Raw genomic sequence first — 14,344 nt, forward strand, 5'->3', positions numbered from 1 at the left:
ACTATTTTTGAACCTGTTTACCAATACGCGTCCTGTTGGTATCTTAAATTCCTCTTAAAAAGAGCTGCAGATACGACTGCATGCCCTTTTATTTACGTTACTGCTCTAATATTCAATTAAAAACTAAAAATGTAATATTACATATTTTTTCTGTTCAGATTATGTTAGGATTTACTTCGTAGTCGAATTATGGTTTCGTATCTAATTCAGCAATATGTGAACTGTTTACCTAAAGAAAAGACACCCAAAAGGTGTCTTTTCTTCTTTTAATCTAAAAAATATTTTTTCTTTTCAGTAAGATCCAATTATCCCTCTAACCTAAACCTCATAATTAAAGGCAATTTAATCATGGTACTCAAGAGTTTTCATCCATTTCAATATACCTATAACTTAATTTAAAATCACATTTCCAGCACTATATTTGCTTTCCTACAGATTTTCTGTCTTGTTCTTAATTCTGTCAAAATCCTCATGTAGCTATACAAAGAATATATGCTACTATGATATTAAGAAACTATGCGTTCCCTTAACCCTGTATCCGACCCTGTATTTATTACAGGGTCTTTGTTTATTTTATTTACTTTTATTGGCTTATAAGGGTTAATACACAACCAATTTCAATTAAAACCGTTTAAATGTTAGTTAGAATTTGAAATAATATATCTATTAACTTTTTTAACAAATGTAATCTAATATTAAATTTCTAAATCTATACTGTACTATACACCAGTTAACACTATATAAATAGTATTAACTATCTTAATTGAATATTAGTAATAGTAAGTATAAACATTATCAATTTACTACATCTTACATTTATGTAAAAATAAATACATGTTAAGCTTTTTCAAAATCTTTCCCCTAATAAAGATTTGAAGTAGCATTTCATGATTCTCCTTACTGTTAATATGCCTTGAAAAAGAATCCTATAGGGTTCTTTTTCTTTTCATTATAACCTCAGTAAGTCCTTATTTAACATGCAAAAGGACTGCTAATTACTTGCAGCCCTTTTACAAGTTAATATACACTTGTATTAAATACTTAATACTTTCTTGTATTAGGCATTTATACAAACTAAACATGCCATTATTATTTAGATATATAACACTTCAAAGTTTAGAAGTATACAATAACAAATCTTTCCCAACTTCCAGCTACATAACTAGTAGCTGTTAATTCTCTACCACCATTTGCTGATATATATCTACCATTACTTAGTGCTTGTAATACATATATCCTATTGTCTCCACCATTATATAAGATAAACTTTTCCAGAAATATCTGGTTTATCCTCAAATAGAAAATCTTTATCTTTTGCCCATTTATCAGGTGCTAAACGTACATTTTCAATATTAGCTTCTTTTGCACTTTTATAGTTTTCAGGTAATGACGTACTATTCATGAAATTAGTACCCTTTCTTTTCGAATCCGAAAAACTAATTTTTGAATCGCCCTTGTGGTATGTATCAGCTCTTACATTCATTTCCTGTACTCCAAAACTCATCATGCCTAATAACGCAACAATTGGCAAAATTTTTTTCACAACTTTTCCTTCTTTCTCTTTATATTTTGCACACATAACATACCTTTGTTTTGTTACAGGAATATGGCAATTTTCCAAAAATACCTTTTAAATTTATACATTGGTAGTTCATTCATAAAAAAGAAAGAGATAATTAGAACGTTGCTTCATTTTAAAAGAAACAAAAAAGGAATCCTTTACGGATTCCTTTTTGCAATGCACTCTTTTTCAAATGGTACATTTTGCACCTACTTTTAGTATAACTTATAATTCCTATAAAATAAATAAGATTAATTGAAATTCAATTCAAATTATGATAAAAAACATAATTAAGAAGCGCAGATAACTAAATATTATCCCTTTTATTAAATAAATAAGATTAAATAATTCCCCCTCCAAACTAGGACCCCTTTACACTTTTTACAAATATTGTTATAATTAGATAAATCAAAGCATTACCCCATTAACAAAGGGACTCCATAATTGGAATCCCTTTGTTAATTAGCTATTAAAAATGATAGCATGTGATTATTGTATAATTTCTTCCTTTTTTAGATCTGCATATTCTTCTACGAAATCCCATAAACCTTGCTTTTCGAAGTAAGAAATACTTTTTCACTTCTTCCAAGAGTTTAATTGCTTCATCTTCATTAAGAGAACGTAAAATATTGAAATGATATACATACTCTTCATTTCCTAATTCCATACAAACTGCTAATCCTTTTTCAATAAGTTCTTTTACAATATTTGTTTTTCTTAGCTTATAATGTTCACGCGCTTGTAAGAACAATGCTTTAAAATGGGCAATATTCTTCTCTGTCACTTCTGATAAATGACGAATTGCTAATTTAGATAAGTTTTGAGTTGCATATAATAGTCCTAAATTATGCCTTACTATTAAAATCAATTTGTCTTCATTATGTTTTTGCAAAAGGTCAATGGAACGATTGAAATGTTCTTCCGCTTTTTCAAATTGCTTTAAGAATATACGAGCTGTCCCTAATGCGGTTTCACAAGAAGCAACTTTCACCTCATATCCCATTAGCCCTAAATACAAGGAATATAGATACTTATTTTACTTTCAAAGGCTGAAACCTTGCTGCATAACTACTGAAAATAAACATAAGAAAGACGTTCAAATCCATATGGATAGAACGTCTTTTCACTTTATTTCATACATATACTGATTTTTCACTTATTCATTTTGTATTGTACTTAAAAAACCAATGAATTCATCATCATTTACAGGTTTACTGTAGTAATAGCCTTGAATTAGATAGCATGCATTACGCTGTAATACCGTTAATTGTTCCTTCGTTTCTACCCCTTCTGCTATCACTTTCATGTTTAAAGTATGAGCAAGTGAAATAATGGTTTGTATAATTTCATCTCCATCAGTAGAAGTTCCAATCCTATTAACAAATTCTCTTGGAATTTTCAAAGTATCAATTGGATAAAGAGGCAGATACGCTAATGAAGAATAACCTGTACCAAAATCGTCAATTGATAAATGTACACCATATGATTTTAATGCTTTTAACTTCGATAAGGTTTCCTTTTCATCTACCATTGCTATTCGCTCTGTTAATTCCAAATCAATCGAATTAGCAGGTACTCCTATCTCTTCTATGGTAGATATAATGGTTTGAACAAAATCTTTCTGTTCAAACTCTATAGCTGATAAATTTATCCCCATCTTTAGATTTGAAAAGCCCGTAGAATGCCATTCTTTCAGTTGTTGACACGCTTTCTGTAACGTCCACTTCCCAATTGAAATAATCTGCGCCGTTTCTTCTGCGATAGGTATAAACTCAAAAGGAGAAATCAGCCCAAGCTCTGGATGTTGCCAACGTATTAAAGCCTCTGCACCAATAACCTTACCTGCCTTACTATCAATTTGTGGTTGATACAATAAAAACAACTCATTATTTTCAATTGCATTTGGTAAATCCTGTTCTAATTGTAATCGACGAGTTACTTTTTGAGATAATGTCTCGTCATACATACAAACAGCATTGTTACCTTTTTCCTTTGCGCTATACATAGCGATATCAGCGTGTTGTAAAAGTGTAGTAGTATTTATTCCTCCAAATGGATACACTGCTATTCCTATACTAAGAGATAAGTAAAAACTATGCTGATTTACTACAAATGGTTCTTCAGTTATACGAAATAGAGTTTTACACAAATCCAATAGCTGTTGCTCTGTTTGGTTATGGACAATGATCGCAAACTCATCACCACCTATTCTTGCTAGAGGAATAGTCGGTGACAGACATGTCCTAAAACGTTTGGCAACTTCTTTTAAAACCTTGTCACCAATCGAATGACCCAATGTATCATTAATAGTCTTAAAGCGATTTAAATCAATATACAGGAGCCCAAACTTATCCTGTGTTTTTTGTGCACGCTTAATAGATCTATCTAATTCTTGTTGGAAGAATATACGATTTCCAATCTCCGTCACCGTATCATGGAATGCAAGGTAATTTATCTCTTCCTGTTGTTGTTTCATCCTTGTTATGTCTTTTACCATTACATAGCTCCCAAAGGTTTGTCCTTCTATCATAATAGGAACTATAGTGACATACCAAAAGAGTATATCCTTCTCATTGTTATTTTTCACACGTAACTGTAGTGAAGATGAACTACATCGTTTCCCTTTCTTTATAGCTGCTTCCAATTCAGATTTATCTTCATCTAAAAAAATAGAGAAGCACTCTTTCCCTATCAATGCAGCACTTTCTTTTCCTAGTAACATACTTCCAGCCTGGTTTATATTTAATACGATACCGTTTGAATCAATCGTTAAAATAGGATCCGGATGATACTCATATAATGACTTAAATCTCTCTTGATTTTTTACTAAATCATTAGATTTATTTATTAAATCCCTTGTTCTTTGAGATACTGTTTGTTCTAATTGATTATTAAACACTTTTAATGTTTTAGTTAACTCTTTGTTTTGCATTCGTACGATTGTATGACGAATCAGTACAAATACAAAAGCAATACAATTTCCCGTAATTAATGTAGCTGAAGAAGTTTGCTCTTTCAAAGTAAAGCCAATTAAGACTGCAACTGCAAGATAAGGGAATATACCAAGAAGTTTCTCTCCAAATGTCGGATTAATAATAAAATAATTTCTTTTAGAAGAAGTATTCTTTGGGATTGTAGCAGCAATAGCGACAAATAATAGGAAAACTCTATACAAACACCTTAAAAATATAACTGAACGCTCTGACAAATCACCTTGTAAGTAAAAATACAAATAGTCCGTAATAGCCAATCCAGTTAATACTAGGATAAAAATAAACAATTTACTTTTTGCATTGAAAATAGCAGGTCGAAAGATCAGTGTAACTCCAAGTAATAGAAGCAATAAATCTATAATCGGAAAAATAAATGAGAGAAAAACATCTCCAATTGATAAGAATAAAATATTTGCAGATGGTTTATTAAATAGGTACCACTCTAATGTAAAAATAGCAGTAACAACAATGCATAAATCACAAAGTAAATACGTTTTCTCCCATTTGTTACATTCCATCATAATTTTATAAAAGAACGCAAAAAGAAAGAAGAATAAGAAAAACAGTAGAAATACATCAGAAATATTAAAATTTTGTATTGGTAATTCTACATTAAGTACTTGAAAAGCGGATATGAAATTCCCTATCAAAAAACACCCTATTGCAATAGTAATGCAAACCCAGAATACTCCTAACTTAATTTTTTGGGATAATATAGAATACAGTAATGAGATAAATACAGTAGTTTCAACGACTAAAGATGATAGTCGGATATTAAAATCTGATACGAAATAATGATTCGGAAAAACAAATAAAAATATAAAGCAAAAGCTTATATAAGTTATTAAAGCCAATATCAATACATAAAATTGCACATATGCATGCTTACGCAATGGACTCACCTTCTTGAGTTTTTCTATACTTTTATTAAAAAATGGCTTGATGGTAGCACAAGTCCTACTAATTAAAATGTGTGCTACCTATTATCCATATTATGACCTTTTTAAAAGATTTCTTTCTACACACAACAATCTTATTAACTTTTTGTAGATGTTTACAATTACCAATACTGAGGATTCTAAAAAGGATAAGCTGAAAAATGTAATTTTTTAAGTATTTGCGCGTCGTAAATTTGGCGGGTACAACTTATCTACTCTTTACATATGAGATAGAATCTACTCCTCTATTGGATTATAGTTGCTATCTGTCACACTTAAAAAGGAATGAAAATATACTATCATTAAAATAGAAATTCAAATTAGTTTACGAAACCAACTGTAACTATTATAGTTACACAAAAAGTTGATGTCAATTTCACATCCTCCCTTTTTAACGGACAAAAGACATGACCTATTGAACAAAAATGTGATGTTTATAAAAAGGGCGGTAAAGTTTTATCTCCTTACTCAAAGAATTATAAATGATTTAGTATTAGATGAAATTGAAGCTAATATTGCATCTCCCTAAAAAGAATGTTACTCTAAAAATAGAATTATGAAAGGAATGATGGATGAATAATGATTAACTAATTTATATTTTAAGTTGAATTTTATAACTTCAAACTACAAAATATAGGGTTAGTCTATCCATTTTTAAAATTCAGTTCATACTTTATTTGTCATGATTCAAATGATTAATAAGTACTTATTAAGTATAGACGAAAGACTAATCCTTCCGATTACAAATTGGGGGATTTTTTTATTCCTGTTTGTCTTAGTTGAAACTTACTAATTGTTAAATGTACTTCACAAATAAAGGAGCGAGAAAAATGAGTACTTCAGATACTATTGTTACACATGTAATGCTCTATATAAGTCGTTAATATCCATCAAACTTATATAGAGGAATTAAAAAATGGATGGATGTTCCGACTTTATATGAAACGTTTCGATATATAAAGGAGGAATTATTATGTCAATGATAAAGGTCCAAGACTTAACTTTTTCATACCCAGGTAGCTTTGATAATATTTTTGAAAGTGTAAACTTCCAAATAGATACGGATTGGAAGCTGGGATTTATCGGTAGAAACGGACGAGGTAAAACGACATTCTTTAATTTATTGTTAGGGAATTATGAGTATAGCGGGAAAATCCTTGCTTCAGTAGAATTCAATTACTTCCCCTACTCTGTTTCAGATAAGAACAAATTCACTCATGAAATCCTTGAAGAAATTTGTCCCCAAGCCGCAGATTGGGAACTTCTACGTGAGATATCCTATTTAAATGTTGATGCTGAGGTCATGTACAGACCATTTAAAACATTATCAAATGGGGAACAAACAAAAGTGTTGCTTGCTGCACTGTTTTTAAATGCGGGTCAATTTCTATTAATTGATGAACCAACAAATCACTTAGATACAGATGCACGAAAGATAGTCTCCGATTATCTAAGGAAGAAAAAAGGATTTATTTTAATTTCACATGACAGAATCTTTTTAGATGGGTGCGTTGACCATATCCTATCTATTAATAGAGCAAATATTGAAGTTCAAAGTGGTAACTATTCTTCTTGGAAGTTAAATTTTGATAGACAGCAAGAACACGAGAAGGCTACAAATGAGCGTCTACAAAAAGACATAGGGCGATTAAAACAGTCTTCCAAACGTTCAGCAAGTTGGTCTCATGACGTGGAAGCTTCAAAAAATGGAACGAGGAATTCAGGCTCTAAGTTGGATAAGGGGTTTGTAGGACATAAAGCAGCCAAGATGATGAAAAGAGCAAAAAACCTTGAATCAAGGCAACAAAAAGCTATTGAGGAAAAATCAAAATTACTAAAAAATGTGGAAAAAACTGAGTCATTAAAATTGGAACAATTGCAATTTAAATCAAATGAATTGGTTACTTTAGTTGACGTGTCCGTTAAGTACAATGATCAAATTGTGAATGAGCCGATTAGCTTCATAGTTGAACAAGGTGACCGAATTGTACTTGATGGAACGAATGGGAGCGGAAAAAGTAGTATCCTAAAACTAATTCTAGGACATCCGATACAGCATACAGGCTTAGTTACTTTAGGTACAGGACTCATCATTTCCTATGTCCAACAAGATACTTCTCATTTGAAGGGATCGCTATCAGGCTTTATTGAAGAGCACAAGATTGATGAAACCTTATTTAAGTCCATCCTAAGTAAGATGGACTTTGACCGAATTCAATTTGAAAAAGATATATCTCATTATTCTGGTGGACAAAAGAAAAAACTGCTTATCGCTAAAAGTTTATGTGAAAAAGCTCATATATATATATGGGACGAACCACTAAATTTTATAGATATCTATTCCCGCATGCAGATTGAAGAACTTATTCAACAATTTAATCCCACAATGGTTATTGTTGAGCATGATAAAATATTTCAACAAACAGTTGCAACGAAAACTATATCTATGTAGCTCAAAACGAATACTTGAAAATATAATCATTAACTTGAGTCCTTGAATTATAAAAACTTTAATGAATTGATAAAAAAAGCCTAATTTCTCTACAATACATTGAGAAATTAGGCTTTAAATAGTAATAATAGAATTCATAAACACTGAATAATTTACACATTAAGTTTATCTGTTAATGCAGTAACAATCCTGTCCACTAAGTCTTCGGGTAATCCATATTCCTTATTAACTACAGCCTGTATACTAGCAAAAGAACTTTCATTGTATTTTGATTGCCTTTTTCCTCTACTATCTTTCTCTTTATTTATGAAGTTTTCACGAGATTCATAGTTCATCTTATCTGATTCTTTACCAATAGATTGATTGGTGTAAATTATAAAGATACCTAACATCATAATTACACAAATGAAAATCCCTACTAATTTAAGTCTCATTATTCATTTCCTTCCTGCAACTCTTACTGTTTCTCGTTCATAATATCTCAACCATATCAAATTCATATTAATTTGAAGTAAAATTTTGTTCTTAACATATTTCTTAATAGAAAGACTGTATATCCTTCTATTTGTTTGACATCATTAAGATGCTCACAAATAGAAATAAATTCTATTCCTATATATAGATAAATAATCTAAAAATTTATATAATAAGATTAGAAGTGTAGCATATTATTATTATTATTGAAAGGTCTTGGTATAATGCTAGGCATTAATGTAAAAAAAACAAATGAAGAGTTAATTATTTCATGGCAATTGGCGGAGATTACAATTCCATTACGTGATGTGATTGAGGTTACCGAAGATGCTACCTATGCTGGTGTTGAAGAAGTAGATGTAATACGTATTGGAACAGCTTATGGGACAACAGACCGTATTTTAATTAAAACAGTAAAACAAAATTATGTATTGTTTACTACAAATAAAGTTGCTATTTTAAATGCCATTCACGCTTAAATATAGGAGTCTTCTTGGCTAAAATGATAAAAATAAGCACATCTTGTTATAAAAACAGATGTGCTTATTTTTTAGTTTTTATGCGTTTTTACGTTTTAAGAAAATAACTCCACCAGCAATTAACAGTAATGCTCCTGCAGCCATAGAAATCCAACTTGTAAGATTAGTACCTGTTTGCGGTAACCATCCAATTTTAGATTGAATTTCTTTCTTAAGTTGTGGTTGTTCTTTTACTTGCTCGTTAGGTTGCTCTGGTGTTGGCGTATTTTCATCTGAATTTGGCTGTTCTGGTTTAGGTTGTTCCGATTTTCCCTCTTTAAATTTCACTGTTTGTCCCTTATCTTCAATTTCAGCGTGAATAGCTACTAATATATTATCTTGATACAGTTCTTCAAATACTACTACTTCTTTACCTTGTAATGCAGAAGCATTAAATGTGAAATCTAGTGTGATAGAACCATTTTTCTCTTTAGCAGTAAACTTAGATTCTACTGTTACTTCTTTACCATCAACTAATAATGGTTTGTTGGTTGCTTTATCCATTAGTTTGCCTTTTACTACGTATTCTTTACCCACGATTAAGTCTTTGTATTCCACTTTATCTTGGATTGTTACAGATTTAGAAGCATCTAACTCTTTAGAACCATCAGCTTTATTTGTTGCTGTCGTTTTAATAGAAGGTTCTACAAATCGAACTGTTTGACCTACATCGTTAATGTCAGCATGAGTTGCAATTACTTGACCTTCATGTAATAAATCTTCAAACACGACTACTTCTCTTCCTTGCTGTTCAGCACCAACAAAAGTAAAGTCTAATGTTACAAACCCATTCTTTTCTTTTGCAGTAAACTTCGTTTCAGCTGTTACTTCTTTACCATCAATTAATAATGGTTTGTTAATAGCTTTGTTCATTAGTTTACCTTTTACAGTGTACTCTTTACCTACAACTAAGTTAGTATACTCCACTTTATCTTGAATAGTGATAGAATCCTTTGAATGAATCTCTTTTCCACCATCAGCTTTATTTGTTGCTGTCGTTTTTACTGATGGCTTAACGAACTTAACTGTTTGACCTTTATCATTGATATCAGCATGTGTCGTAACAACTTTTCCGTCTTTCAGTAACTCTTCAAATACTACTACTTCTTTTTCTTCTAAACCAGTTGCATCAAATGTGAAGTCTAATGTAATAGAACCATTTGCTTCTTTTGGTGTAAACTTCGTTTCAGCTGTTACTTCTTTACCATTTACAACGAATGATTTATTAGTCTTTTTATCCATTAATTTACCTTTTAAAGTGTACTCTTTACCTACTTGTAGGTCTTTGAATTCCACTTTATCTTGGATTGTTACAGACTTAGAAGTGTGCATTTCTTTTGTACCATCTTTTTTATCAGATGCTGTTGTTTTAATTGAAGGAATCTTCTCATCTTTGACAACGTGTTTAATGATTTGACCATTCTCTTTAATTTCAAAAGAAAACGTCTCTTCATTTAAGATATAACCGTTTGGTGCAACAGTTTCTTTATATGTGTATTTTCCAAATGGTAGCTTTTCAAATTTAGCGATACCTTTATCATCTGTTTTACCTTTTACTACTTCTTTTCCTGCTTCGTTATAAATTGTAAATTCTGCATTTGGAAGCTTGTTATTTCCATCAGCCACATCTACCTTTGTAATTTCTAGATCACCTTTGATAAGATGATTAACTGCCAATAACTCAATAATCTTTCCATGTTCCTTTATTTCGAACGTAATCGGTTCTTTAACAAGAACGTAACCATTTGGAGAAGCCTTTTCTACAAATGAATATTTACCATACGCTAAATCTTTGACGTTAATCTCACCATTTTTATCTGTCTTATATTCCCCAACTACTTTTCCACTTGCATCTTTTAGCTCGAATGCTGCACCTTCTAATTTTTTACTAATATCTTCATTATCTACTTTTAGTAATTTTACACTACCTTTCACTTCGGTATTTTCCACTGTAAAAGTAAGTGTTTTATTGTGCTCTTTAATTTCAAAAGGATACTTTGTTTTATTTCCAATATATCCATTAGGTGTTTTTGTCTCTAAGAAATAATATTTACCATACGTAAGATCTTCAACGTTTGCAATTCCATTTTCTTTTGTTACTACTTTTTTCACTTCTTTTCCATCTTCAGTGAAGACTGTGAATTCAACATTTGGTAAAATCTTTCCTGAATCACTAAGCTTTTTAATTTCGATGTTACCTTTTACTTTGTTATTTACTATTTGGACAGCTCCTGTTTCCCCTGTCTTAACTTCAATAGTTTGTGGTTTATCATCTGAAACATAGCCTGTTGGTGCTTTAATTTCTTTTAATGTGTAAGTACCAATTGGTAAGTTGTTTAATTCTGCCATACCATCAGCACCAGTCGTGATTTTTCCGACTGATTCATTATTTGCATTAAAGACCTCAAATACTGCACCAGCTAAAACTTCTCCATTTTCTCCAACTTTTTTAATTTTTAAAGAACCAGCTGCTTCCCAATTTACTGCAAGATCACTACTAAGCTTTTCTTCATTTCTTTCTAATAGTACTGTAGCATTCTGAACAGTATCCGTACCACGGTAAGCAATTGCTTGAACTTTAGTTAAATTAGCAGCAACACTTAAATTAAATTCACCCGTTTTTGTATTTTTAGGAATTTGGATACGAAATTTTTCTCCAACTGAAAGCTGATCTTTCACTTCTCCATTTTCACTAACAATTCTAACTCCATTAGGTGCATTTTTCGCTACTACTTTATAAGAACCACTCTTAGCATTTGTTTGTACTGTATATAGATTCGTTTCGAAGAATTCACCTTTTAATTCTGCTTTTTGTTTTTCAGCTGGGATAACATTCATATAAATATCTTGCGTATCCCCACTATTATTAGCAGCATTAATAATTGTCTTAGCTGCTTTTTCAACATTTTTATTCTCATGTTTTAATTCATTTACATTGAGTTGACCTAATGCATTCCAAACCGCAAGTTGCGTTGCATAATGCGCTTCATTTTTATTAGCTACTCCCAGCTGTTCAGCACTTTTTTGCGGGAAACCATTTAATAAGACTCTATATACTACATTATCTGTTTTCCCCATTTCAGGAAGATCTTCACCATTTGGTGATTTTAATCCAAGGGTTAAGCAATAAGCAATTTGACCACTTGAATTTTTAATCATTTCAGTGCGAATGTACTTACCTAGACTATTACTATAACTCCAGTCCATTGAATATTTCTCATGCGTCATAACCTCTGCACTAGCCCTAGGTAAAAATACATTAAGGAATAATGCCAGTACTGATAATAATGTAAAAACTCTTATAATGACTCTCTTACCCAATTTTGTAACCTCCCTAGAATAAATTAATCCGAGTATATATCGCAATATCTAAAACATTCACGATCGACCCAATTATCATTATAAAACAATAAATTACAAATATTAAATAATTTTAATAAAATAGTCAAAAAATTTACACATTTTATTATTTATCAAGTTTTTTAACGAATTTACTATATACAAATTCTAAAACACGCCTACAATTTAAAAGACAAATATGTATGTTAAATATATAAATAGCAATTCCTTTACTCCAGTTATTAAGCTTTCCCCTATTAAAAATAGCCTTTTCATTTTCTTGTTAACCTGAGTAATTTATACACCTCTTTTAATCTATTACACTCCTCCATTTAAATATAAAGGTGACTTCTCGTTCAAATAATAAAGTGAAACTTTAATTCGCCCGATTCCCACCTAACTTCTTTGCTTTCATTGAATTTTTGGGCGGGAGTCTTACTGCCCAAAAATAACGGGATATATTATGCAATATTGCATTTGATAATCATTTTCATTGTAACTATAATGATTACGGGATTACTATTAATCTAATATTCTACATGGAGGTTTTATTATGTTTAAAAAAATTATTGTATCTTCTATGGCGCTTACTATGTTCGGTGGAGCTGCAACTATGCTAGAGGCACCTACTGCTCAAGCAGCTTCTTATAACTCAACGTCATCCTCTTACTTTGATGTCACTCCTGAAGAGGCCGTGGCTTTCTATCAATCTCAAGACTATAAAAAATTAAAAGTATTTTTGGATGACTTTGAAGCTAGAAACCCTTATACTCCAGGTGGAGGCTACGCTCAAGGGAGTGTACGTATGCAAAAATTCAACGATGCTCTTAGAGATGCCAAATTAACAAATGTCTACCAAGAATTTATTAGAATCTCATACTACAATCATTATCCAGAACCAAAATAATAACAACGGATTAAATGTTTATTATTTCTATAACTTAGCCTAATTTTAAATGTATAACCTAAAAATAATTACTAAAAACCACTCATATAAGGGTGGTTTTTCTATTTCCCCATATAATTTAGCGGAATGTTACATCATCTTTATTTTAATATGTTTTATAGTAGACATTCTCTAGTTGACACAATCTAGTAGGTTAGCAATGGGGATATCAAAATATATTTATAATTATTTTCTGTTTAATAGCAAAAAACGAACACCCTCTCACAATTAGATAAGGTGCTCGTTTTCATTTTTATCGGTAATTCTCAATTCATTTTAGCTTCTTTCCAATAAGCAAAGATTAAATTAACTTAAAAACAAAGCGTTTTAAATTTAATTCATAGATCTTACTGAAACTTGGAATTGTCCCTTAGAACCATCATCATTTGAAACGTAAATTTTATATGTTCCATTCGGTAATGGAGATAAAGCATTCCGTACATTTGTAACATTAATTTGTTGTTCTCCAGGTTTTATATAACCACCAACAATTAGCTCTGTATTTGGACCTTTTACACTATATCCCATTGTATTTTGACCATTATTTTTCATAGAGAAGCTTAAGTCAGTACTCCCATCATATACGAAAGAAGTTACAGCCTCGCCACTATAATTCATTGTTTGGGTTAATAATAAGTCTGCAGAAACATGTTCAACTACATGAATTGGATCATTCGTTTTGTGTACTTCTTCAGCATAAGTATTATTCCCTAACACACCAAGTGTTAATGCTGAAACTACTCCACAACTAAGCACTAGTTTATTTAACTTCATTTTAAGTTCCCCCTTGATGTTTGTATTCTATTACCATCATACATCCTTTTTTAAGTGCGTTTTTATGTAATAATTCATATCTATAAACCTATATATTTAAACCTTTCGCCTTAATAGTTATTGAGAAAGCCACATAGATAAAGCTACAATATTACACTTCATAAAAAACATGTAAATTTTAAAGTCTTTTTCTAACAAAGTTTTATACGAGTAAGTACCAAAATACTCAAATAAATAGCATTTCTATTTCAGATAAAATGTACTAATAAAATTTTTCTAAAATTTCACTTTGTAATTTGATATATTCCATGTTAATATAACGAAGGCTACAAAACAGGAGTCACCACGC

The 14,344-nt window shown here is 30.8% G+C and carries 6 protein-coding genes and 4 pseudogenes; 3 read left to right on the forward strand and 7 right to left on the reverse strand.

The window, feature by feature from the left end; all coding sequences use genetic code 11:
• Nucleotides 1-1,116: 1,116 nt before the first annotated feature.
• The 4 genes and pseudogenes from MHB52_RS36835 to MHB52_RS17945 form a co-directional block, all read right to left on the reverse strand.
• Nucleotides 1,117-1,272, reverse strand: a pseudogene (locus tag MHB52_RS36835) (fascin domain-containing protein); the annotation flags it as partial.
• Nucleotides 1,256-1,579, reverse strand: a pseudogene (locus MHB52_RS17935) (cellulase); the annotation flags it as partial. The pseudogenes MHB52_RS17935 and MHB52_RS36835, both read right to left, overlap by 17 nt.
• A gap of 495 nt (nucleotides 1,580-2,074) precedes the next feature.
• A pseudogene (locus MHB52_RS17940) lies at nucleotides 2,075-2,561 on the reverse strand (tetratricopeptide repeat protein); the annotation flags it as partial.
• Between the two features lie 156 nt (nucleotides 2,562-2,717).
• On the reverse strand, nucleotides 2,718-5,447 hold the full coding sequence (locus tag MHB52_RS17945; protein WP_061662985.1) for a sensor domain-containing protein: 2,730 nt from the start codon (nucleotides 5,445-5,447) through the stop codon (nucleotides 2,718-2,720).
• 1,018 nt (nucleotides 5,448-6,465) lie between these two features.
• Between MHB52_RS17945 and MHB52_RS17950 the strand changes: the two genes are divergently transcribed.
• Nucleotides 6,466-7,944: an Lsa family ABC-F type ribosomal protection protein gene (locus MHB52_RS17950; RefSeq protein ID WP_000061795.1), complete on the forward strand. Its 1,479-nt coding sequence runs from the start codon at nucleotides 6,466-6,468 to the stop codon at nucleotides 7,942-7,944.
• Nucleotides 7,945-8,144: 200 nt separating this feature from the next.
• On the opposite strand, the pseudogene MHB52_RS17955 reads toward MHB52_RS17950, so the two are convergent.
• Nucleotides 8,145-8,378: pseudogene (locus tag MHB52_RS17955) on the reverse strand (hypothetical protein); the annotation flags it as partial.
• A gap of 264 nt (nucleotides 8,379-8,642) precedes the next feature.
• Between MHB52_RS17955 and MHB52_RS17960 the strand changes: the two are divergent.
• Complete coding sequence (locus tag MHB52_RS17960) at nucleotides 8,643-8,897, forward strand: SunI/YnzG family protein (protein WP_000900695.1); 255 nt, start codon at nucleotides 8,643-8,645, stop codon at nucleotides 8,895-8,897.
• A gap of 78 nt (nucleotides 8,898-8,975) precedes the next feature.
• On the opposite strand, the gene MHB52_RS17965 is transcribed toward MHB52_RS17960, so the two are convergent.
• Nucleotides 8,976-12,257: a VaFE repeat-containing surface-anchored protein gene (locus tag MHB52_RS17965; RefSeq protein ID WP_044795256.1), complete on the reverse strand. Its 3,282-nt coding sequence runs from the start codon at nucleotides 12,255-12,257 to the stop codon at nucleotides 8,976-8,978.
• Nucleotides 12,258-12,828: 571 nt separating this feature from the next.
• On the opposite strand from MHB52_RS17965, the gene MHB52_RS17970 reads away from it, so the two are divergent.
• On the forward strand, nucleotides 12,829-13,182 hold the full coding sequence (locus tag MHB52_RS17970) for a hypothetical protein (RefSeq protein ID WP_000473483.1): 354 nt from the start codon (nucleotides 12,829-12,831) through the stop codon (nucleotides 13,180-13,182).
• Between the two features lie 372 nt (nucleotides 13,183-13,554).
• Here the strand turns inward: MHB52_RS17970 and MHB52_RS17975 are convergent, their stop codons facing one another.
• Nucleotides 13,555-13,995, reverse strand: coding sequence for a hypothetical protein (locus MHB52_RS17975; RefSeq protein WP_000773525.1), 441 nt, complete (start codon nucleotides 13,993-13,995; stop codon nucleotides 13,555-13,557).
• Nucleotides 13,996-14,344: the final 349 nt, after the last annotated feature.

Source organism: Bacillus sp. FSL K6-0073 (assembly GCF_038006085.1).
Classification (GTDB): Bacteria; Bacillota; Bacilli; order Bacillales; family Bacillaceae_G; genus Bacillus_A; species Bacillus_A cereus.

Bases quoted from the DNA above. Each gene is read 5' to 3' on its own strand.
- MHB52_RS17950 (WP_000061795.1), top strand. From the start codon at position 6,466: ATGTCAATGATAAAGGTCCAAGACTTAACTTTTTCATACCCAGGTAGC.
- MHB52_RS17960 (WP_000900695.1), top strand. From the start codon at position 8,643: ATGCTAGGCATTAATGTAAAAAAAACAAATGAAGAGTTAATTATTTCA.
- MHB52_RS17970 (WP_000473483.1), top strand. From the start codon at position 12,829: ATGTTTAAAAAAATTATTGTATCTTCTATGGCGCTTACTATGTTCGGT.
- MHB52_RS17975 (WP_000773525.1), bottom strand. From the start codon at position 13,995: ATGAAGTTAAATAAACTAGTGCTTAGTTGTGGAGTAGTTTCAGCATTA.